Origin of the sequence: Streptomyces phaeolivaceus (assembly GCF_009184865.1) — a bacterium.
GTDB classification, from domain to species: domain Bacteria; phylum Actinomycetota; class Actinomycetes; order Streptomycetales; family Streptomycetaceae; genus Streptomyces; species Streptomyces phaeolivaceus.
Window position 1 is genome coordinate 7,533,093 of record NZ_CP045096.1, and the last position, 21,761, is coordinate 7,554,853.

17 protein-coding genes are annotated in these 21,761 nt (G+C 70.2%); 12 read left to right on the forward strand and 5 right to left on the reverse strand.

Translation table 11 applies throughout. The features are described from left to right. Positions 1–16 precede the first annotated feature (16 nt). Positions 17–1,195: an IS701 family transposase gene (locus F9278_RS34785; protein ID WP_152166950.1), complete on the forward strand. Its 1,179-nt coding sequence runs from the start codon at positions 17–19 to the stop codon at positions 1,193–1,195. 412 nt (positions 1,196–1,607) lie between these two features. Here F9278_RS34785 and F9278_RS34790 read toward each other — a convergent pair whose 3' ends face one another. Both F9278_RS34790 and F9278_RS34795 read right to left on the reverse strand, forming a co-directional pair. Beyond that, on the reverse strand, positions 1,608–3,281 hold the full coding sequence (locus tag F9278_RS34790; protein WP_226967088.1) for an alpha/beta hydrolase: 1,674 nt from the start codon (positions 3,279–3,281) through the stop codon (positions 1,608–1,610). Between the two features lie 98 nt (positions 3,282–3,379). Then, positions 3,380–4,120: an N-acetylmuramoyl-L-alanine amidase gene (locus tag F9278_RS34795; protein ID WP_152171847.1), complete on the reverse strand. Its 741-nt coding sequence runs from the start codon at positions 4,118–4,120 to the stop codon at positions 3,380–3,382. Positions 4,121–4,180: 60 nt separating this feature from the next. Here F9278_RS34795 and mnmA point away from each other — a divergent pair, with 60 nt between their 5' ends. From mnmA to F9278_RS34815, 4 genes are all read left to right on the forward strand, one after another. Then, positions 4,181–5,311: a tRNA 2-thiouridine(34) synthase MnmA gene (mnmA, locus tag F9278_RS34800; protein ID WP_152171848.1), complete on the forward strand. Its 1,131-nt coding sequence runs from the start codon at positions 4,181–4,183 to the stop codon at positions 5,309–5,311. A 136-nt stretch (positions 5,312–5,447) separates the two neighbouring features. After that, complete coding sequence (locus F9278_RS34805) at positions 5,448–6,314, forward strand: class I SAM-dependent methyltransferase (protein ID WP_404818970.1); 867 nt, start codon at positions 5,448–5,450, stop codon at positions 6,312–6,314. A 9-nt stretch (positions 6,315–6,323) separates the two neighbouring features. Continuing rightward, positions 6,324–6,863: an LOG family protein gene (locus F9278_RS34810; RefSeq protein WP_152171849.1), complete on the forward strand. Its 540-nt coding sequence runs from the start codon at positions 6,324–6,326 to the stop codon at positions 6,861–6,863. 188 nt (positions 6,864–7,051) lie between these two features. Next, positions 7,052–7,747, forward strand: a complete 696-nt coding sequence (locus F9278_RS34815; RefSeq protein WP_152171850.1) for an SDR family oxidoreductase — start codon at positions 7,052–7,054, stop codon at positions 7,745–7,747. A 62-nt stretch (positions 7,748–7,809) separates the two neighbouring features. On the opposite strand, the gene F9278_RS34820 is transcribed toward F9278_RS34815, so the two are convergent. The 3 genes from F9278_RS34820 to F9278_RS34830 form a co-directional block, all read right to left on the reverse strand. Continuing rightward, positions 7,810–8,247: a hypothetical protein gene (locus F9278_RS34820; RefSeq protein ID WP_152169127.1), complete on the reverse strand. Its 438-nt coding sequence runs from the start codon at positions 8,245–8,247 to the stop codon at positions 7,810–7,812. 95 nt (positions 8,248–8,342) lie between these two features. Next, positions 8,343–10,118, reverse strand: a complete 1,776-nt coding sequence (gene ltrA, locus F9278_RS34825; protein WP_152169128.1) for a group II intron reverse transcriptase/maturase — start codon at positions 10,116–10,118, stop codon at positions 8,343–8,345. Between the two features lie 605 nt (positions 10,119–10,723). Next, positions 10,724–11,671 (reverse strand): IS4 family transposase, encoded by a 948-nt coding sequence (locus F9278_RS34830; RefSeq protein ID WP_152169129.1) that lies wholly within the window; start codon positions 11,669–11,671, stop codon positions 10,724–10,726. Positions 11,672–11,944: 273 nt separating this feature from the next. Here F9278_RS34830 and F9278_RS34835 point away from each other — a divergent pair, with 273 nt between their 5' ends. The 7 genes from F9278_RS34835 (at position 11,945) to gatB (ending at position 21,673) form a co-directional block, all read left to right on the forward strand. Next, positions 11,945–12,961: a methionine synthase gene (locus F9278_RS34835; protein ID WP_152171851.1), complete on the forward strand. Its 1,017-nt coding sequence runs from the start codon at positions 11,945–11,947 to the stop codon at positions 12,959–12,961. A gap of 15 nt (positions 12,962–12,976) precedes the next feature. Beyond that, positions 12,977–15,196 (forward strand): NAD-dependent DNA ligase LigA, encoded by a 2,220-nt coding sequence (gene ligA, locus F9278_RS34840; RefSeq protein ID WP_152171852.1) that lies wholly within the window; start codon positions 12,977–12,979, stop codon positions 15,194–15,196. 227 nt (positions 15,197–15,423) lie between these two features. Then, positions 15,424–17,802 (forward strand): putative bifunctional diguanylate cyclase/phosphodiesterase, encoded by a 2,379-nt coding sequence (locus tag F9278_RS34845; RefSeq protein ID WP_152171853.1) that lies wholly within the window; start codon positions 15,424–15,426, stop codon positions 17,800–17,802. Between the two features lie 300 nt (positions 17,803–18,102). Then, positions 18,103–18,399, forward strand: coding sequence for an Asp-tRNA(Asn)/Glu-tRNA(Gln) amidotransferase subunit GatC (gatC, locus tag F9278_RS34850; protein ID WP_005480000.1), 297 nt, complete (start codon positions 18,103–18,105; stop codon positions 18,397–18,399). Between the two features lie 7 nt (positions 18,400–18,406). Then, positions 18,407–19,903, forward strand: a complete 1,497-nt coding sequence (gatA, locus tag F9278_RS34855; protein ID WP_152171854.1) for an Asp-tRNA(Asn)/Glu-tRNA(Gln) amidotransferase subunit GatA — start codon at positions 18,407–18,409, stop codon at positions 19,901–19,903. Further along, on the forward strand, positions 19,900–20,142 hold the full coding sequence (locus F9278_RS34860) for a hypothetical protein (protein ID WP_086751135.1): 243 nt from the start codon (positions 19,900–19,902) through the stop codon (positions 20,140–20,142). Before gatA ends, F9278_RS34860 begins: the two co-directional genes overlap by 4 nt. A 16-nt stretch (positions 20,143–20,158) precedes the next feature. Further along, on the forward strand, positions 20,159–21,673 hold the full coding sequence (gene gatB, locus F9278_RS34865; RefSeq protein WP_152171855.1) for an Asp-tRNA(Asn)/Glu-tRNA(Gln) amidotransferase subunit GatB: 1,515 nt from the start codon (positions 20,159–20,161) through the stop codon (positions 21,671–21,673). The last annotated feature ends 88 nt before the right edge of the window (positions 21,674–21,761 follow it).

A 21,761-nucleotide genomic window follows, 5' to 3' on the forward strand; every position in this document is an offset into this window, starting at 1 on the left:
ACTGTGTGCTGATGCGCTGACGGTTGAGCAGGTCGAGTCGTGGTCCGAGGGGGTGGCCGGGCTCCATGCCCGGTTCGCCCACCGTTTCGGCAGGTCGGAGCCCCGCGAGCGGGCGCTGGACTACCTGAACGGACTCGTCGCGCCGCTGGAGAAGAAGAACGGGTGGACGCTGTCCGAGCAGGTCGGGCAGCTCCGCCCGGACGGCGTCCAGCGCCTGCTCAACCACTCCGACTGGGACGAGAACGCGGTCCGCGACGATGTGCGCGACTTCGTCGTGGAGACCATCGGAGCCAAGAACGCGGTCCTGATCTGCGACGACACCGGTTTCCTGAAGAAGGGCACCAAGTCCGCCGGAGTCCAGCGGCAGTACACAGGTACCGCCGGCCGCACGGAGAACTGCCAGATCGGGACCTTCCTGGCCTACGCCTCCGCCAGGGGGCGGGCATTGATCGACCGTGAGCTCTACATCCCCGTTTCCTGGACGGATGACCGTGAGCGCTGCCGCGCAGCCGGGATCGACGACGAGATCCCCTTCGCGACCAAGAATGAGCACTGCAAGTGGATGCTGCAACGTGCCGTCGACGCAGGCATCCCGTTCGCGTGGGTCACCGCTGACGAGGCATACGGGCAGGTCAAGCACCTGCGGGTATGGCTGGAGGAACGCAGGATCGCGCACGTACTGGCCACCAAGGTCAACGACACCGTGACCACGGCGGACGGCGGCGACGCCAGGGTGGACCAGTTGGTCGCCGCCCTGCCCAGGCAAGCGTGGAAGCGGGTTTCCGGGGGCCAGGGCGCGCACGGCGAACGGATCTACGACTGGGCCCGCGTCGCCATCCGCCCGTACTGGGAGAACGGCTTCGGGCACTGGGTTCTGGCCCGCCGCAGCATCAGCGACCCCACCGAGATCGCCTACTACGTCTGCTACGGATCGGTGGCCTCCCGGCTGAAAGACCTGGTCAAGGTAGCCGCCGCGAGGTGGGCGGTGGAGGAGTGCTTCCAGACCGCCAAGGGCGAGTGCGGCCTGGACCACTACCAGGTGAGGCTCTACCGGGCCTGGTACCGCCACATCACCCTGGCCATGGCCGCCCTCGCCTACCTGACCGCCGTCCGCGCCGCAGAAGCCGCAAAAGGGGCGGAGCGGACGACGAGCAAGACCTCATACCCCTCAGCGTCCCGGAGATCCGCCGACTGATCGGCCACATCATCGTCACGCCCCGCCACCACAGCAACGACCATCATCTGCACTGGTCACGCTTCCGACGACGCAGCCAGGCCCGTGCCCGCCGCTCCCACTACAAACGCCGAGGCCACAACCCGCAGATGCGGTTGCAGTACTAAGGGCTGTGTAAGCACTGGGGTGAAATGAGGAGCGGACCGAGCGCGCTGTGCGACCGCCGTGAGCCCCGGGGCACCTCAACTCGCCTTTCGTCAAGGCGAGTTGAGGCAGTCGCAGGTCGAGTCCGTGGCGCGGGACGTATCGGACGGCCAGCGGGTGCGAGGCGGCCACGGGAACACGCGTATGTGATGCGCGTCACATTCTCGCCGGTCTGTGCCACCGCTGTCCCGGCCCCCTCGCACCCCTGTGAACAGGCTGTCCGCGCCCCCTACGGCTCCAGAACGCTCCGGGAGCCGGCCAGCGGATCGACGAGGCCGCCGCCCTCGGCCCCCAGCCGCTGCCCGCTGTCGCCCGGCCAGTTGGCGGGGCAGTGCGTGCCCTTCGCCGGGGTCTCCAGCGTGGTCAGATACGTGTCGGTCGCCGCCCGCACGCAGGCGCTCCGCCAGTAGGTGATGTGCCCGACACCGTCGTACGTCAGCAGTGTCGCCTCCCGCCCGATCTGGCGAGCCGCGTTCGCGGCCCACGCGTGCGGGGTCGCCACGTCGTACCTGCTGTTGGTCACCAGGATCGGCGGCGAGCCGTGCACCCGGAGCGGGTGCTGCGGATTGGCGACCGTGTCCGTCCAGTTCTGGCAACTCGCCAGATACGACCTGCTCAGCGAGGCCTGCCGGGTGAGCGGCGCGATCTCGGCGAGCCGGCGCTCCATCCGGTCGATCGCCGCGTACGACGGTACGTCCAGGTCGTAGTCCTGGCAGAGGATCAGGTCGTACGCGAACTTCACCGGGGCGGCCGTCGCGCTCACCGGGGCGGCCGTCGCGCTCACAGGGGTCTGTGTGGAGGTCGCGGGGGTCGCGGGGGTCGTGCTCATGGCGGACAGGATCTGCGCGAACAGGGGCCAGCCGGTGTCCGGGTCGTTCATCTGCCCGGAGGTGACGCTCCGGAACGTCGAGGCGCTCATGGGGCGGCCGTAGTAGATCAGCCGGCCCTCTTCCGCGGCGTCGTGCAGGGAGGCGTAGAGGGCGCGTACGTCGCGGCCGTGCAGCGCGCAGGTGGACGTACGGGCGCACCAGTCGGCGAACTCGCCGAACGCGCCCTCCAGGGTCTCGGCCCGGGTCCTCTGGATGCCCCACGCGTCGAGGCTGTGGTCCATGTTCGAGTCCAGCACCATCGCCCGGACGCGGCGCGGGAAGAGCTCGGCGTACATCTGGCCGATGAGGGTGCCGTACGAGCCGCCCCAATAGCTGATCCGGCGCTCGCCGAGCGCCACGCGTATCGCGTCCATGTCATGGGCGACGCTCGCCGAGTCCATGTGCGCGGCGAGGGGCCCCGACAGCGTGCGGCAGCTGTCGGCGAAGGCGCGGTTGGCCGCGCGCAGGGCGTCGAGTCCGGCCTCGTCCTGCGGATCGAGCGCCGCGCGTCGGGCGGCCGTCAGGTCGCCGTCGCAGTACGCGGGCGTGCTGGCGTGGGTGCCGCGCGTGTCGAAGCCGACGAAGTCGAACCGTTCGACCAGTTCGGGGGAGAAGGAGGACGGGGCGCTGAAGGCGAGATCGACTCCGGACATGCCGGGTCCGCCCGGGTTGAGCAGCAGCGGGCCGATCCGCAGGTCGGGATCGGTGGCCCGGTGCCGGACCAGCGCCAGATCGACGGTCGCGCCGTCCGGGTGCCGCCGGTCCAGGGGGACCGCGAGCGTGCCGCACTCGAACACGCCCTTCCCGTAGGGCGACTCGCAGGGCTCCCAGTCGATGGCCTCCAGGGGGCCCGCCAAGGGGGTGGGGACGGTCGGGGCGGCGGCGCTGGAGGTGCCGGTGAGTAACTGTCCGAAGAGCGCGGTGGCGATCGCCGCGACGGCGAGTCTGCCGCGCGTGCGCCGGTACGGGCGGGTGCCGCCGTGGGCGGGAGGCGCGGGAGGCGCGGGGGGAGTGGGGGGAATGGCGGATGGCACGGACGTCCCTTCCTGGAGGTTGAAGTGCACATGCAAGATCACAGCATGTGCCGAACTCCCGTCCCTGCCAAGGATGTTGGGGTGCCGTCCGTCGAATGTCAGGCGGGTGTCGACGTCCGGGACGCCGCCGCCGCGCGCACCAGCTTCATGTACCGGTCCCAGTCCCAGCCCTCGCCCGGGTCCGTGTGGTCCGTGCCCGGTACCTCGACATGGCCGAGGATGTGCTCGCGGTCGAGCGGGATGTCGTAGCGCGCGCAGATCCGGGCCGTCAGCCGCGCGGAGGCCTCGTACATCTCGGCGGTGAAGTCCTCGGGCTTCTCGACGAAGCCCTCGTGCTCGATGCCGACACTGCGCTCGTTGTAGTCGCGGTTGCCCGCGTGGTATGCCACGTCCAGCTCGCGGATCATCTGTGTGACATGGCCGTCCTCGCGGACGACGTAGTGCGCCGCCGCCCCGTGCTGGGGGTCCTGGAACACCTTCACGGCGCTGTCGAAACTGCCCTGGGTGACATGGATGATCACCATGTCTATGCCGAAGTCGTCCGGCCGGTCCGCCATCCGCCAGTTCGCGTCGGACGCCGAGACCCACTTCGCGCCCGTGTAGTCGACCTCGCCCTCCTTGCGCGGCTTCGCGACCCCGGGCACCCGCCACCAGGCGCGCGTCAGCTCGTCCCGGGCCACCACGGCCGTACCGACGGCGGCGACCGCCGTGCCGATGAGCAGCGCACGGCGGCCCACGCGCCGGTCCGCGTCCTTGCCGCCGGAGCCTGTCGCGCCGCCGCTCGCGCCGCCGCCCCCGGAACCGCTCGACCCGTTCTTCGAAGCCCGTCTCGTTCCCACGAGATCATCAACGGATACTCGCGGGCTCCGGTTCCCGGCGCCCCTTACCCTTGAAGGGTTATGACTGAGATCTCGCAGCGCTCCCGCCCCCTCCGTGTCCTCGCCGCCATGTCCGGCGGGGTCGATTCCGCCGTGGCCGCCGCCCGCGCGGCGGAAGCCGGGCACGATGTGACAGGCGTCCATCTGGCGCTGTCCGCGAACCCGCAGTCCTTCCGGACCGGCGCGCGCGGCTGCTGCACGATCGAGGACTCCCGGGACGCCCGCCGCGCCGCCGACGTCATCGGCATCCCCTTCTACGTCTGGGACCTCGCCGAGCGCTTCCGTGAGGACGTCGTCGAGGACTTCGTCGCCGAGTACGAGGCCGGCCGCACCCCGAACCCCTGCCTGCGCTGCAACGAGAAGATCAAGTTCGCGGCCCTGCTCGACAAGGCCCTCGCCCTGGGCTTCGACGCGGTCTGCACGGGCCACTACGCCCAGGTGATCGTGAACCCGGACGGCACGCGTGAGCTGCACCGCGCCTCCGACATGGCCAAGGACCAGTCGTACGTCCTGGGCGTCCTGGACGACCGGCAGCTCGCGCACGCGCTGTTCCCGCTGGGGGACACGGTGACGACGAAGGACGAGATCCGCGCGGAGGCCGAGCGCAGGGGACTGGCCGTCGCCAAGAAGCCCGACTCCCACGACATCTGCTTCATCGCCGACGGCGACACCCAGGGCTTCCTCGCCGACCGGCTGGGCCGCGCCGAGGGCGACATCCTCGACGAGTCCGGCAACGTCCTGGGCACCCACGAGGGCGCCTACGGCTACACCATCGGCCAGCGCAAGGGCCTGCGCATCGGCACCCCGGCCCCCGACGGCAAGCCGCGCTACGTCCTCGACATCTCCCCGGTGGACAACACGGTGACGGTCGGCCCGGCCGCCTCCCTCGACGTCGACGCCCTCACCGCGATCCGCCCCCGCTGGTGCGGCGCGGCCCCCACCGGCCCCGGCACCTACACCGCCCAGCTCCGCGCCCACGGCGGCGAGACCGAGGTCCACGCGGAGCTGATCGACGGCACCCTCCAGGTCACCTTCACCGAGCCCGTCCGCGGCGTCGCACCCGGCCAGGCGATCGTCCTGTACGACGACACCCGGGTGGTGGGGTCGGCGACGATCGCGTCGACCACGCGCGCGCGTGCGGGAGCCGTGTAGGGCCCGCGGCCCCCGATCGCCCCTCCCCGGGTAGCAGTCCGCGCGTGCGCGGCGCAGGCTGCTTGGTGGGCCTCGGAAGCTCTCCAGGAGGCCCTGCCGGGCCACAGGGGGGACGAGGGGGACGTAGGAGGTCGTCATGACAGCCACAGAACCGGCGGGACAGGCCGGGAACCCGTCCCGCGATCCGTCCCGAGATCCGTCCCGGAACCGGCGGAGTCTCGGGCATCGGATGCGGTACGCGTTGCGGCATCCCCGGCGGGTGCCCGCGCACGCGCACCGGGTGGCGCGGGACACCTGGCTGCGGCTGAAGCACCGTGATCACATCGCCTACTACCGGGCCGTGATGGCCGCCGACACCGCGCGCAGCCCGGAGGCCGCCGTCGGGCACAACCCGTCGGTGGAGAAGTGGCAGCGCATGGGGCGGATGCAGTTCGACTACCTTCTGCGGCACGGGCTGGAACCGCGGCACCGGATGCTGGAGATCGGCTGCGGGAACCTGCGGGCCGGGCGGCTCTTCATCGACCACCTGGACGCCGGGAACTACTACGGCATCGACATCTCGCCGGCCATCCTCATGGAGGCCCAGCGCACCCTCGCGCGCGAGGGCCTGCAGTCCAAACTCCCGCATCTCGCGCTCGTCGCCGACCTCACGTTCTCCTTCCTGCCCGCCGGGCACTTCGACGTCGTCCACGCGCACAGCGTGTTCTCCCACTCGCCGCCGCACGTCATCGAGCAGTGCCTCGCGCACGTCGGCCGCGTCCTCGCCCCCGGCGGCTTCTTCGACTTCACCTTCGGCCGCACCGAGGGCACCGAACACCAGGTGCTCCACGAGGACTTCTACTACCGGACCGAGACCCTCGTCGAACTCGCCCGGAAACACGGCCTGTCCGCCCGCCTCATGGACGACTGGGAGGACCTTCCGCACCGCCAGTCGAAGATCCGCGCGACGGTGGCGGAGGAGGCCGGCGAACGAGGGGGTCCCGACGTCGGTGGCGCCCCCTAACGTGGACCCATGAACATCTGCGTCTTCCTCTCCGCCGCCGACCTCGACGACCGCTACACCCGCCCCGCGAAGGAGTTCGCGAAGCTGATCGGCAAGGGCGGACACACCCTGGTGTGGGGTGGTTCGGACGTCGGGCTGATGAAGGTGGTCGCCGACGGTGTGCAGGAGGCCGGCGGCAGACTGCTGGGCGTCTCGGTCGAGTTCCTGTCGGCCAAGGCGCGGCCCGGAACCGACGAGATGGTGGTCGCCCGGGACCTCGCCGAGCGCAAGCGGGTGCTCCTGGAGAAGGCCGACGCCGTCGTCGTCATGGTCGGTGGGACCGGCACGCTCGACGAGGCGACCGAGATCCTGGAGCTGAAGAAGCACGGCCACACCGACAAGCCGGTCGTGCTGCTGAACACCGCGGGCTTCTACGACGGCCTGAAGGAGCAGTTCCGCCGCATGGAGGACGAGGGATTCCTGCCCCGCCCCCTCACCGACCTGGTCTTCTTCGCCGAGGAGCCGGTGGGCGCGATGGCATACCTGGAGGAGAGCCGGGGCGTGGCCTAGGTCCTGTCGTTTCGGATCACGCCTGGGCCGCGGGGCTTGGCACGCACTCCCCCACTGCCTTGAGGGCGTGGAGGGACCCCCAGCGGCGTTGTCGTCGGTCGCCGTGGCCCGAAGCCGGCGTGATCCGAACGACAGGCCCTGGCGGCCGGGCGTTCTTCGTGGGGGTGGGGTGATGCGAGCATGACCGTATGGCTACTCATGTGATCACCGGGGCGGGTTCCGGCATCGGCGCGGCCGTCGCGCGACAGTTGCACGCGCGCGGGGACGAACTCGTGCTGCACGCGCGCGACGCGGGGCGGGCGAAGGAGTTGGCGGCGGAGTTCCCGGGGGCGCGGACGCTGGTCGGCGATCTGGCGGACCCGGACAAGCTGTCCTGGGCCTTCTCCCATCAGACGCTGCCCGACCGGGTGGACTCGCTGCTGCACATCGCGGGTGTGGTCGACCTCGGGGCGGTGGGCGATCTGACGCCGAAGGCCTGGCGGCACCAGCTCAACGTCAACCTCGTCGCGCCCGCCGAGCTGACCCGGCACTTCCTGCCCCAACTCCGCGCCGCGCGCGGGCATGTGGTGTTCGTCAACTCCGGCGCGGGGCTCAACGCGCACGCGGACTGGTCCGCCTACGCCGCGTCCAAGCACGGACTCAAGGCGTTGGCGGACTCGTTGCGGTGGGAGGAGCACGGGAACGGGGTGCGGGTGACGACGGTCTATCCCGGGCGGACGGCCAGTCCCATGCAGGCGAAGGTGCATCGGCAGGAGGGCAAGGAGTACGACCCGTCGAGGTGGATCGCCCCCGAGTCGGTGGCGACGACGATCCTCATGGCCCTCGACCTCCCCCGCGACGCGGAGATCAACGACCTGACGGTCCGCCCGGGGAGCGCCCAGTAGCTCGCTTCCGGGCCTGAAAAGCATAGGGGCGCAGGCCCTGCTTTTCAGGCAAGGCCGTGAAGTTATGGGCTGATCGTCGGCGTCAAGATGTTGATGCTGAGGGTGGCTGTGTAGGTGCGTCGGTCGATATTGAGGCTTTTGTAGGCGTATCGGGACAGGGGTCGTTTCACTGCGCGGGGGCTGATGCGGAGGCGGCGGGCGGGCATGAGGTGTTCCAGGACGGTTCGGCCGATCGTCCCGACGAGGTCGATCGTGGTGCCGGCGATGATGCCCGCGGCCTGGACGATCTGGTCGCGGGCGCATCGCAGGGCAACGCTGAAGCTGGCCCGGTCCGGGTCTGTTCCGGGTGTGGCCCCGGTGGCGTCGGCGATAGCGATCCGCAGGGCCTGGTAGGCGCTCAGCAGGGCGTAGACCTCCTGGGCGATGCCGGGCGGAGTGGTGGAGCGCAGGACCCGCCGGCCCAGCATCGTTTTCTTGATCGCGAAGTAGGCGGACTCCACTTGTCGGGTAGGTGCGGCGCATTGCTGCGCCGCACCCCCCTCAGAACCGGACGTGCGGCTTGTCACCGCATCCGGCTCAAGCAGGCCCTGAAGGCTCACGAGGCCCCCGGAGTCGCCGGGCCCCTGCCGCCGCGTCGACGGTGACAATGGGTGTGGATCATTTGGAATGCGACGTGATCGTCGGACTGGTCTCCGTCCGGGGTGACGGTGAGTGCATTGCTCCGCACCGCCATCCGGGTCACCCGCAGCCACTGCTCCCATTCCTGGGGGCTTTGCGGCTGCCGGTCGGCGTGCAGAAGGAGGTCCCCGCAGAGGGAACACCGTCCGTGCTGCGCCTGGAGCAGGCGTAGTCCGTACGGACTCAGCGGCGGTTTGTTCCTGTGGCGCCGGGAGGCCCAGTAGTCGGCCAGCGCGGGATCGTCCACAGACGCGCCCTTGGCGACCAGCTGATGTCTGACGATCTTCGTCCAGGAGAACTTGGTGAGATAGCGGCCGGAGGCCCGGTCGCCGAAGACCCACCGGTCCTGCCTGGAGCGGTTGAACCGGCCGAAGTACTGAGCGGCGACCCAGCCCCTCGACTTGTTCGGGTGGGTGTGCCTGGCCCACTTGTAGACCAGTTTCCACACGTGGTTGTCCAGCGCGGTGAAGATCTCGCTGGACACCACGCCCCGGTAGTAGGCAGCCCAGCCCCGGATGATGGGGTTGAGCTTGGCGATCACCGCCGTCGCGTTCTGGCCCCGAAGAGCCCGCACTTCGGCGGTGAGCCGTGCCCGGATCCGTCGCACGGCCGCCTTGCTCGGCTTGATCAGCAGCACGCCGTGGTAACGGCGGATGGTGAATCCCAGGAAGTCACAGCCCTCGTCGAGGTGCACGATGCGTGTCTTGTCCTCGTTGAAGGCAAGGCCCCTGGGCGCCAGCCACCCGGCAAGCCGTTCCTTGACCTGCTCGGCCTCGCCACGGCTGTGGCAGAGCGTCACAAGATCATCGGCGTACCTGACCAGACTCGGCGAGCCCTCTTTCAGCTCCCCGGCACCAACACCGGTGAGCTGGTAGCGGACTCCGGCGGCCGCTTCCATTCCGTGCAGGGCCACGTTCATCAGCACAGGAGAAATGATCCCGCCTTGCGGGACCCCTTCCTCGGTCGGGGACAGCCGCCCGCGATCGAGCACACCCGCCTTCATCCACTGCTTGACCAGTCCCCGGGCGGGGAAGTGGCCGAGAGCGGCCAGGAGGCGGTCATGGTCGATGCGGTCGAATGCCGCCGCCAGATCCGCGTCAAGGATCCACTGCCGTCTCGGGTTCTTGCCCTTGACGACGAGGAAGATCACTCCGATCGCGTCATGGCAGCCACGGCCGGGCCGAAATCCATAGGACCTCGGCTCGAACCGTGCCTCCCACTCGGGCTCCAGCGCGTTCACCGCCACGGCTTGAAGACACCGGTCAATGATCACGGGGATCCCGAGTCCGCGCTGACGGCCGCCTGCCTTCGGCACGAACACCCGCTTGACGGGCCGGGGCTTCCAGAGTGTCGCCCGATGCTGCATCCAGTCGGCCAGCTCGGCCTTGCCCTGGGGCAGCAGGACGACCCTCCCGTCGACCCCGGCCGTCTTGCGGCCAGCGTTGATCTCCGTCACCCGCCGCACGCTCAGCAGCGTGTTGGAGCGGGAACGGAGCATCAGTTTCTGGAGATTGCGGACCTTCTTGAGGTCCCCTGCCTGTGATGCCGTGAAGATCCTCTGCCTCAGCCGCCGTACTTCCTCCTCCGCCTTGTGCCAGTCGATCGACTGCCAGTCGGTGGGGCCGCCCTCCGGTCCGTTCACCGCGCCGCTGTCGCCCAGGACGGCATGCGCCCGGGAGGTTCCAGTCGTCATGGCGTCCAACTTGTCCTTCGGTTCCGGTGCTGATGATCATCGGTTCTCCACAGGCCCACCTGACCCACGTCAGCACCCTTTCGGGTCCGGGCAGAGCGCCCGTATCCGGCCGGTTATCCAGGGCGACCAACGGAGGCGCTGGCCATGTGCTCCGGTTTCCCGCTGCCTTTCGGCCACCGGCATTGGCTTCTTGGGTCATCCTGTTCCCGCTGGGGAGTTGAGCCTTCCTTACGGTCGGCTGACCGGCGTCTTCCGGCGCCGGACCCCAACGGGGTTTCCACGTTCCACACGAGTGAGATACGACCGGGGTGGGTGCCCCCTAAACTCCGGGACGGCGGTGCTCTCCCGGCTGACGATGGGTGTTCAGCCGGCGCCTGCCGCTTCTCAGCGGCCAGTCCTGCACCCCGCTGGACCATCCCATCGGCGGGGCCCAACGATCACGAAGCATCATCAGGGGTTCACTCGCGTTCACCCGTCCGGTCTTCCCCTTGCCGGTAACTCCCGGATGGAACGGGAGTCCTTGGGCGTCTCCTCCGGGCTTCACACCCCGCCGTTACCAGCGGCGCATGCCGGAGTGGGGACGGGCCCTGAGCACTGGCCCGGAACTATCCTGTCGACAACAACTGCCGCCCTCCTTCAGGTAGTTCACTCATACTCGTGCGACTTCGTGTCGCACCCCACCGCTCGTGATACAGACTGACCAGGTCGGATGCCGGGTAGCGGTGGTGGTCCAGGAGGTTGGTGGCCAGCCGGTAGAGCCCGGTGCGGCGGCCCTGGCTGGTGGTGACGGTGATCTCGCATTCGATGATGCGGACCTCGAGGGCGCCGAAGCGGGAGAGGTGGGAGCCGTCGCCGAAGCGGGCCAGGACGGGAGGTTTGCGGGTGGCAGTGATGCGTGCGAGGAAGGAGGCTTCGGTGGCGGCGACGGCTGTCAGGAACGCGTTGCCCGAAAAGCCCCGGTCCAGCAGGACGATCATTCCGGCGTGCAGGGAGCGCATGAGCCGCCTGCCGTGTCCGGTCTCTCCCTGGGAGCGCGGTCCGAAGGCGGCATCCAGGATCGCCCGGGTGCCACAGGCCACCAGCGCGGTCAGGCAGATCTGCGGGTAGCCGGCAGTTCCGAACCGGTTGGACCCCTTGCCCAGACGGGCCCGGTGCGGCGGGCTGTCGGGAACGTCGAGGTAGGTGCCGTCGATCGCAACGGCCAGCAGGCCCTTGAAGCGGGCGCCGCGGGTGCGGATCACCGTGGCCGGCCCGCGCAGCAGATCGAACAGGGCCCGCATGGGCCGCACGCCCAGACGCCTGCGGGCGTCCCAGAGCCCCGCGCCGGTGATCTTCACGACCGGTATCGTCTCCAGCGCGGCGGTGAGCCTGCGCCAGACGGCCAGGTAGCCGCAGTCCTCGAACAGGGCCGCGGCCAGCAGCAGGTAGACCACCACCCGGGCGGGAATCTTCCGCAGCCGTTGCTGGACAGCACCGGTCTCGGCAAGGACCGCATCGACCATCTCGAACGGGATGATCCGGGTGAGTTCCCCCAGATGCCCCGGGGCGAACACGCCCTTGGCTACCGTGATTTCCCGCGTGATGACACACTGATCGGACAGCGGAGCCTCCGGTCCTGTGAACGGCTGTCTTGGTCGACTGCCAGTTCTACCGGGGCTCCGCTTCCCACGTTCCAAGAAGCCATAGAACCAGAGCGCACTTGCCAACGCTCCCAAAGCCCTAACTTCACGGCCTTGGCTTTTCAGGGGCGCGGGGAACTGCGCGAGAAGTCCCACCGGACCCGCGGCCGACACACGGCCCCCGAAGTCGAACGTAGGCTTCGGGGCGTGAAACAAGACTTCGTCCTCGGCCCCGCCACCGGCATCGGCTCCTTGCCCGGCGGCGACGCCCGGGAGGCCGCCAAGACCGTCACCGGCACCTTCGAGTGGCCGGAGACGGGCATGGCGCACCTGCCCGAACTCCCCGGCAGAGGCCCCGGCGCCGACATGATCGGCAGAACCGCAGGAATGCTCGTCGAGCTGTACGCGCGCGTGGAGCCCAGCGGCTGGCGCCTCGGCGACCGCCCCGGACGGGACACCAGGCGGGCCAGGTCATGGCTGGGCGAGGATCTGGACGCCCTGGAGGAGTTCACCCAGGGGTACGAGGGCCCGCTGAAGGTGCAGGCCGTCGGACCGTGGACGCTCGCCGCCGCGCTGGAACTGAGGAACGGCGAGGTGGCCCTCTCCGACCCCGGCGCCTCCCGCGACCTCGCCGGCTCCCTCGCCGAGGGCCTGCGCGAGCACCTCGCCGAGGTCCGCCGCCGCGCCCCGGGGGCCCAACTCGTCCTGCAACTCGACGAACCCTCCCTCATCGCCGTCCTGCGCGGCCAGGTGAAGAGCGCGAGCGGCTACCGCACCCACCGCGCCGTCGACCGCCAACTCGTCGAGGCCACCCTCAGGGACGTCATCGGCGTCCACGCGGACCAAGGGGCGGTCGTCGTGCACTCCTGCGCCCCCGACGTACCCTTCGCGCTCCTGCGCCGAGCCGGTGCCACCGCGATCTCCTTCGACTTCACCTTGCTTACTGAGCGTGACGATGACACGATCGGGGAAGCGGTGGAAGGGGGCACCAAGCTGCTCGCCGGTGTCGTGCCGACCACCGAGGGGGCGTTGTCGGACCCTGCCGGTAGCGTCATGGGGGTCAGGACGCTGTGGCGCAGGCTGGGGCTGTCTCCGGGGCTTCTCGCGGACACGGTCACGGTCACTCCGACGTGCGGGCTCGCGGGGGTCTCCCCGGCGTACGCACGCCATGCGCTCGCCCACTGCGTCAAGGCGGCGAGATCCCTCGCGGACAACCCAGAGTAACGGGAGGACAACACGGTGGCCGGCGACAAGGACGCACAGCCCACATCGGTACCCGCCGAGGCGACGGTGCCCCCCGAGGCACGCGAGAAGCACGCGCGGCTCGCCGAGGAGATCGAGGAGCACCGCTTCCGGTACTACGTGAAGGACGACCCGGTCGTCAGCGACGCGGACTTCGACGAACTCCTGCGCGCCCTGGAGGCGTTGGAGGACGAGTACAGCGAGCTGCGCACCCCGGACTCACCGACGCAGAAGGTCGCCGTCGAGTACGAGACCGACCTCGCCGAGGTCGAGCACCGCGAGCGCATGCTCTCCCTCGACAACGTCTTCGACGACGAGGGGCTCGCCGCCTGGGCCGAGCGCGTCGCCAAGGACGTCGGCACCACCGACTACCACCTGCTGTGCGAGCTGAAGATCGACGGCCTCGCGGTCAACCTGACGTACGAGGACGGCAGACTGACCCGGGCCGCCACCCGGGGCACCGGCGAGGTCGGCGAGGACATCACGCCCAACGTCATGACGATCGCCGAGATCCCGCACCGCCTCAAGGGCGACCGGGTCCCCCGGCTCGTCGAGATCCGCGGCGAGGTCTACTTCCCGATGGACGCCTTCCAGGGCCTCAACGAACGCCGTGTCGCGGCCGGCGAGAAGCCGTACGCCAACCCCCGTAACTCCGCCTCGGGTTCACTGCGTCAGAAGGACCCCAAGGTCACGGCCACCCTGCCGCTGCACATGGTGGTCCACGGCATCGGCGCCCTGGAGGGCTTCGACGGCGGCTTCACCCGCCTCTCCCAGGCCTACGGCCTCCTCAGGTCCTGGGGCCTGCCCACCGCCGAGCACAACCGGGTGGTCGACGACCTCGACGGCGTACGGGAGTTCATCGCCTACTACGGCGAGCACCGCCACTCCGTGGCGCACGAGATCGACGGCGCGGTCGTCAAGCTCGACGAGATCCGGCTGCAGGGCAGACTCGGCTCGACGGCCCGCGCACCCCGCTGGGCGATCGCGTACAAGTACGCCCCGGAAGAGGTCAACACCAAGCTCATCGACATCAAGGTGGGTGTCGGACGCACCGGCCGGGTCACGCCGTACGCCCAGGTCGAGCCCGTCACCGTGGCCGGCTCGGAGGTCGAGTTCGCCACCCTGCACAACCAGGAGGTCGTCAAGGCCAAGAACGTCCTCATCGGGGACACGGTCGTGATCCGCAAGGCCGGTGACGTCATCCCCGAGATCCTCGGGCCCGTCGTGACCCTGCGCGACGAGAACGAGACCCGCCCGTTCGTCATGCCGACCGAGTGCCCCGAGTGCGGGACGCCGCTGCGCGCGATGAAGGAGGGCGACATCGATCTGCGGTGCCCCAACGCCCGCAGCTGCCCCGCCCAGTTGAGAGAACGCGTCGCCTATCTGGCGGGCCGGGAGTGCCTGGACATCGAGCACTTCGGCGGGGTCGCCGCCGCGGCCCTCACCCGGCCCCTGGAGCCGGCCGACCCGCCCCTGGTCGACGAGGGCGACCTCTTCGACCTCACGGTCGAGAAGCTGCTCCCCATCAAGGCGTACGTCCTGGACATGGACAGCGGGCTGCCCAAGCACGACCCCAAGACGGGCGAGCCGAAGGTCGCCACGCCTTTCGCCAACAAGGAGGGCGGGCCCCGGAAGAACACGCTCGCGCTGCTCCAGAAGATCGAGGAGGCCAAGCGTCGTCCGCTCGCCCGCTTCCTCAACGGCCTCTCCATCCGCCATGTCGGACCGGTCGCCGCCCAGGCCCTGGCCCGCGAGTTCCGTTCGATCGACCGGATCGAGCAGGCCACGGAGGAGGAGCTGACGGCGGTCGACGGCGTGGGCGCCATCGTCGCGACGGCCCTCAAGGAGTGGTTCGCCGAGGAGTGGCACCGGGAGATCATCCGTAAGTGGAAGGCCGCCGGTGTCCCCCTGGAGGACGCGGGCTCCGGGGAGGACGAGGGCCCCCGGCCCCTCGAAGGGCTGACGGTCGTCGTGACCGGCACACTCGAACACCACACACGGGACGGGGCCAAGGAGGCGCTGCAGAACCGGGGCGCCAAGGTGACCGGTTCGGTGTCGAAGAAGACCTCGTTCGTCGTGGTGGGGGAGAACCCGGGCTCCAAGCACGACAAGGCGATGCAGCTGAAGGTCCCCGTCCTCGACGAGGACGGCTTCGCGGTGCTGCTCGAACAGGGCCCGGACGCGGCGGCGGACGTCGCGCTCCCGATCGAGGAGTAAAGGTTGAAGGCCACCCGTTCGGCGCATACCAGATGCATACGGGTGGCCGGTCGCGTTCGGGCAACCGACGTCGACCGCTGCCCGTGGAAGCCGTGTGCGGCCTACTGTTGAGGTGTGCGCCTGCCGTGCCCGGACGCGTGGTGGGTTTTCGGACGCGGTGCCGTTGAGGGTTGTCGGGAGCAACGGGCCGCGTGGCGTGGGCACCGCCGGCTGTGAGAGGGACGGGAATGGAACCGACCGAGAGCGTCGCCCCGGACTCACGGCTGCGCCTGCGCCGGGTGTCCGGGGCCTGGCGACGGGGACGCTCCCTGCTCATGGGAGGACGCCCGTTCGAGGGAAGCCGGGAGCGGGCGGACCGCGAGCGGGGTCCCGAGCGGACGGCGCCGGCGGAGTCCGTGACCGGGGCGGCACGGTCGCCGGGCCGTGCGGGCGCGAGCGCACACAGCCCCCTCGTACCCGGTCCGGCACAGCTCACCTCCGGCCCCGCGGTGGGCACGGGCGGGGCCCCCGCCGTCACCGGTGTGCTCAGCGAGGGGCGCGGACACGAACTGCCGGGGCACGACGCCGAGCGGCACATGACCTGGCCCGCGCTGCCCGCCGTGATCGTGGGCCTCGCCGGCGCCATCCTCGGCGCCGGTTTCTACCGGGCGTTCGCCGGACAGCACGCGCTCTTCCCGTCCGGCGCCGTCGGCTGGTCCCTCGCCCTGCTGACCGGCATCATCGTCGGCCATCTCGTCGCCATGGGCCGCGCGCGCTGGTGGGGCGGAACCGGCTCCGGCGCCGCCCTCACCCTCGCCGTCCTGCTGCTGTACGGCTGGGTGGCCGCCGGGATGGTCAGCCTCACCGTCGTCGTCCTCGTCGGCATCGCCCGCCGGGGCCGCTGGCGCCAGGGCGTCCTGCACGGCGCGGTCGACATCCTCGGCATCGGCGCCGCCGCGCTCGTCCTGCGGGTCTTCGGCCGTGTCCCCTCGGTGGAACGGCCCTGGGACCCGGACAGCTGGAACCTCTACTCCGCGCCCCAGGTGGCCCTGGTCGCCGTCGCCTATCTCGTGGTCAGCCGCGCCCTGCTCTGGTATCTCGCCAAACCGCGCGGCGGACTGCCCACCGTCGCCCGCACGGCCCTGGTCAGACAGGGGCTCGTCGCCGTCGCGCTGCTCGGCATCGCGCCGCTGGTCTGTGTCGTCGCCACCGCCCAGCCGCTGCTGCTGCCGCTCTTCGCCATCCCCCTCATCGCGCTCGACTCCACCCTGTGGATAGCCCGCGCCCGAGCCGAGGAGCAGCTGCGCGACCCGCTCACGGGACTGCCGAACCGTCAGTGGCTGCTGGAACGCACCTGGACCGCCCTGGACGACGCCGAACGGATCGGCGCCAGGTCGGCGCTGATGCTGATCGACCTCGACCGCTTCCGGTCGGTCAATGACACACTCGGGCATCTCGCGGGCGACCGGCTGCTGTTGCAGATAGCGGATCGGCTGCGGGTCGCCCTGCCGCGCGGAGCGGAGGCCGCGCGGCTCGGCGGTGACGAGTTCGCCGTCCTGCTGCCCGTCGCCGACTCCACCACGTCCGCGTCCCGCGTGGCCCGCAACCTCGTCGCCGCGCTCGGCTCACCGCTCGACCTCGACGGGCTCACCCTCGTCCTGGAGGCCAGTGCCGGGCTCGCCGTCTTCCCCGACCACGCGCTCGACGCGGAGGGGCTGCTGCGCCGGGCGGACGTGGCGATGTACCAGGCGAAGCGGGACCGTACGGGCGTCGAGGTCTACGAGTCCAAGCGGGACTCGAACACCCCGGACCGGCTCGGTCTGCTGGGCGATCTGCGGCGCGCGCTCGACGCGCACGAGGTCGAGCTGCACTACCAGCCGAAGGTGCGCTTCGACGGGCAGGTCGCCGGGCTGGAGGCGCTGGTGCGCTGGGTGCACCCGGAGCGGGGGAAGGTGCCGCCGGACGAGTTCATAGCGATCGCCGAGTCCTCCGGGCTGATGCCGCACCTCACCGAGTACGTGCTGGAGACCGCGCTCGGGCAGGTGGCGCGGTGGCGGGCACAGGGCCTGCACGTACCGGTCGCCGTGAACGTGTCCCCGCGCGATGTCCACACCCCCGGCTTCGCGGGCGCGGTGGCCGCGCGGCTCGCCCGTCATGGGGTGCCCGCGGGGTCGTTGCAGCTGGAGATAACGGAACACGTGCTCCTGGAGGACCCCCAGCGGGCCGCGGACACCCTCGCCGGGCTGACCGGGCACGGGGTGAAGATGTCGCTCGACGACTTCGGGACGGGGTACTCGTCGCTGGTGCATCTGCGGCGGCTGCCGGTGAGCGAGCTGAAGATCGACCGGTCCTTCGTGGCCCGGCTGGCGATCGACAACGAGGACGCGGAGATCGTGCGTTGCACGGTCGATCTCGCGCATTCGCTCGGGCTGCTCGTCGTCGCGGAGGGGGTCGAGGACGACGAGACGTGGGAGCGGTTGCGGGATCTGGGGTGTGACGCGGTGCAGGGGTGGCTCGTCGCTGCCGCGATGCCGCCGGACGAGACGACGGCGTGGTTGCGGGCGCGGGGGTCTCGGGGGTGGCAGCGGCCGGCCGCGGCGTTGCCTGCGGCGACGGTGGAGGAGTAGCGGGGCGCCTTGTGGCTCGGGGGTGCGGGCTCGGTTTGGCGGGTGCGGGTCCGGTGGGGGTTCTCGCGCAGTTTCCCGCGCCCCTGAAAAGGCATGGGCTGCGCCCCATGCTTTTTGAGGCCCGCAGGGCCTGGGTTCTTAGGGGCGTGGGGAACTGCGCGAGACGCCCCACGTACCCGCACCCGCCGACGCACAAGTACCCCCGAGTCATAAGGCGCCCCGGCCGCGCGGCGCGGCAAGCGCTCCGCGCCCCATAGGATTGGCGCCAAACCACACACACTCACCCCAGAGGATCGCTGCATGCCTGGCATCACGCGCGAGGAGGTCGCCCACCTCGCACGGCTGGCGCGTCTGGAGCTGAAGCCCGAAGAACTCGAACACTTCGCGGGCCAGCTGGACGACATCATCGGCGCGGTCGCCCGCGTCAGCGAGGTCGCCGACCAAGATGTTCCGCCGACCTCGCACCCGCTGCCGCTGACGAACGTCATGCGCGCGGACGAGGTCCGTCCCTCGCTCACCCCCGAGCAGGCGCTTTCCGCCGCCCCGGCCCAGGAGCAGCAGCGTTTCAAGGTGCCGCAGATCCTGGGGGAGGACTGATCACGTCATGACCGACAGCATCATCAAGCTCACCGCGGCCCAGATCGCCGCGAAGATCGCGTCCGGCGAACTCACCGCCGTACAGGTCACCGAGGCCCACCTGGCCCGGATCGAGGCCGTCGACGAGAAGGTGCACGCCTTCCTGCACGTCGACCGTGAGGGCGCGCTCGCCCAGGCCCGTGCCGTCGACGAGAAGAAGGCCAGGGGCGAGAAGCTCGGCCCGCTCGCCGGCGTTCCGCTCGCGCTCAAGGACATCTTCACCACGGTCGGGATTCCCACCACCGTCGGGTCGAAGATCCTGGAGGGCTGGATCCCGCCGTACGACGCCACGCTCACCAAGCGGCTCAAGGACGCGGACGTCGTCATCCTCGGCAAGACCAACATGGACGAGTTCGCCATGGGGTCCTCGACCGAGAACAGCGCGTACGGGCCGACCGGCAACCCGTGGGACCTCACCCGTATCCCGGGTGGCTCCGGCGGCGGTTCGTCCGCCTCGCTCGCCTCCTACCAGGCGCCCCTCGCCATCGGCACCGACACCGGCGGTTCCATCCGCCAGCCGGCCGCCGTCACCGGCACGGTCGGTGTGAAGCCGACGTACGGGGCGGTCTCGCGCTACGGCATGGTCGCCTTCTCGTCCTCCCTCGACCAGGGCGGGCCCTGCGCCCGTACGGTCCTGGACGCGGCGCTGCTGCACGAGGTGATCGCCGGGCACGACCCGCTCGACTCCACCTCCATCGACGCCCCGGTCCCGCCGGTCGTCGAGGCCGCCCGCAACGGCAGCGTCGCCGGGATGCGCGTCGGCGTCGTCAAGCAGTTCCGCGGCGAGGGCTACCAGGCCGGTGTGGTCCAGCGGTTCGACGAGTCCGTGGCCCTCCTCAAGGAGCTGGGCGCCGAGATCGTCGAACTGGACTGCCCTTCGTTCGACCTCGCGCTGGCCGCGTACTACCTGATCGCGCCGAGCGAGTGTTCGTCGAACCTCGCCCGCTTCGACGGGCTGCGCTACGGCCTGCGGACCGGCGACGACGGCACCAACTCCGCCGAGGCCGTCACCTCCCTCACCCGTGAGGCGGGCTTCGGCCCCGAGGTGAAGCGCCGCATCATGCTCGGCACGTACGCGCTCAGCTCCGGCTACTACGACGCGTACTACGGCAGCGCCCAGAAGGTCCGGACGCTCATCACCCGGGACTTCGAGAAGTCGTTCGAGAAGGTCGACGTCATCGTCTCGCCGACCACGCCCACCACCGCCTTCCCGATCGGCGAGCGCGCCGACGACCCGATGGCGATGTACCTGGCGGACCTCTGCACCATCCCGACCAACCTCGCGGGCAACGCCGCGATGTCCCTGCCCTGCGGCCTCGCGCCGGAGGACGGGCTGCCGGTCGGACTGCAGATCATCGCCCCGGCGCTCAAGGACGACCGTCTTTACAAGGTCGGCGCCGCCGTCGAGGCCGCCTTCGTGGAAAAGTGGGGCCACCCGCTTCTCGAGGAGGCTCCGTCGCTGTGAGCAACGCACTGTCCAAGGCCAAGGACTTCCAGAAGTCCAAGTCCGGTACGTACGTGTCCATCGCCTCCACCGCCTTCGGCGCGTGGGGCATCGCCAAGCGGATCAAGAAGGCCCGCGCCGAGCAGGACACGCTGCGGCTGATCGACGCGTCCGTGGCCGCCGTCGGCATCGTCACCGGCCTCGCCATCCTGTACCGCGAACTGAAGCGGCTGGGCGACGACGACGTCCTGCTGGGCTGAGAGGGAAGTTTCCACCGTGACCACCACGACCGACCTGGTGTCGTACGAGGACGCGCTGGCGTCGTACGACCCCGTCATGGGCCTTGAGGTCCATGTCGAACTCGGCACCAAGACCAAGATGTTCTGCGGTTGTTCGACCGAACTCGGTCAGGACGCCAACACGCAGACCTGCCCCACCTGCCTCGGCCTGCCCGGCGCGCTCCCGGTCGTCAACGCGATCGGCGTCGAGTCGGCGATCAAGATCGGTCTCGCGCTGAACTGCGAGATCGCCGAGTGGTGCCGCTTCGCCCGGAAGAACTACTTCTATCCGGACATGCCGAAGAACTTCCAGACCTCCCAGTACGACGAGCCGATCGCCTTCAACGGCTATCTCGACGTGCAGTTGGAGGACGGCGAGATCTTCCGCGTGGAGATCGAGCGCGCCCACATGGAGGAGGACACCGGCAAGTCCACCCATGTCGGTGGCGCCACCGGTCGTATCCATGGCGCCTCGCACTCGCTGCTCGACTACAACCGCGCGGGCATCCCCCTCATCGAGATCGTCACCAAGCCGATCGAGGGCGCGGGCGAGCGCGCTCCCGAGGTCGCCAAGGCGTACGTCCGTGAACTGCGCGAGGTCATCAAGGCGCTCGGCGTCTCGGAGGCCCGGATGGAGATGGGCCAGATGCGCTGCGACGTGAACCTGTCGCTGCGCCCGCACGGCCGGGAGAAGTTCGGCACCCGGAGCGAGACGAAGAACGTCAACTCGCTGCGTTCCGTGGAGCGGGCGGCCCGGTTCGAGATCCAGCGGCACGCCGCCGTGCTGAACGACGGCGGGACGATCATCCAGGAGACCCGGCACTTCCACGAGGACACGGGGTCCACGACCTCGGGCCGCGTGAAGGAGGAGGCCGAGGACTACCGGTACTTCCCCGAGCCGGACCTCGTGCCGGTGGCCCCCTCGCGCGAGTGGGTCGAGGAACTGCGGGCCGGGCTTCCGGAGCTGCCGCGGGTCCGCCGCAACCGGCTGCTCGAAGAGTGGGGCATCGGCGCGACCGACATGCAGTCGATCACCAACGCCGGTGCGCTGGACCTGATCGTCGCCACCATCGACGCCGGGGCGGACGCCGCCTCCGCGCGCAAGTGGTGGATGGGCGAGCTGGCCCGCAGCGCCAACGAGTCGGGCAAGGCGCTCGACGAGCTGGCGATCACGCCCGAGCAGGTCGCCCGGGTCACCGCGCTGGTGACGAAGGGCGATCTGAACGACAAGCTGGCGCGCCAGGTCATCGAAGGCGTCCTCGCGGGCGAGGGCACCCCGGACGAGGTCGTCGACCGGCGGGGTCTGAAGGTCGTCTCCGACGAGGGCGCCCTGACGACGGCCGTCGAGGAGGCCATCGCCGGCAACCCGGGCATCGCCGACAAGATCCGCGGTGGCAAGGTCGCCGCGGCCGGTGCGCTGGTCGGCGCGGTCATGAAGGCCACGCGCGGTCAGGCGGACGCGGCCCGCGTGAAGGAACTGATCCTGGAGAAGCTGGGCGTCGGCGAGGGCTGAGCCCGGGTTTGAACAAATATTTGGTCGACTGAACAAGTATTTGTTCGGCTCCGTATCCCTGAGGGCGGCACATCCCCGCGATGAGCCG

Excerpts from the sequence above, each read along its gene's own strand:
- mnmA (WP_152171848.1), top strand. The coding sequence starts at position 4,181 with ATGACTGAGATCTCGCAGCGCTCCCGCCCCCTCCGTGTCCTCGCCGCC.
- F9278_RS34805 (WP_404818970.1), top strand. The coding sequence starts at position 5,448 with ATGACAGCCACAGAACCGGCGGGACAGGCCGGGAACCCGTCCCGCGAT.
- F9278_RS34810 (WP_152171849.1), top strand. The coding sequence starts at position 6,324 with ATGAACATCTGCGTCTTCCTCTCCGCCGCCGACCTCGACGACCGCTAC.
- F9278_RS34815 (WP_152171850.1), top strand. The coding sequence starts at position 7,052 with ATGGCTACTCATGTGATCACCGGGGCGGGTTCCGGCATCGGCGCGGCC.
- ltrA (WP_152169128.1), bottom strand. The coding sequence starts at position 10,118 with ATGACGACTGGAACCTCCCGGGCGCATGCCGTCCTGGGCGACAGCGGC.
- F9278_RS34845 (WP_152171853.1), top strand. The coding sequence starts at position 15,424 with ATGGAACCGACCGAGAGCGTCGCCCCGGACTCACGGCTGCGCCTGCGC.
- gatC (WP_005480000.1), top strand. The coding sequence starts at position 18,103 with ATGCCTGGCATCACGCGCGAGGAGGTCGCCCACCTCGCACGGCTGGCG.
- gatA (WP_152171854.1), top strand. The coding sequence starts at position 18,407 with ATGACCGACAGCATCATCAAGCTCACCGCGGCCCAGATCGCCGCGAAG.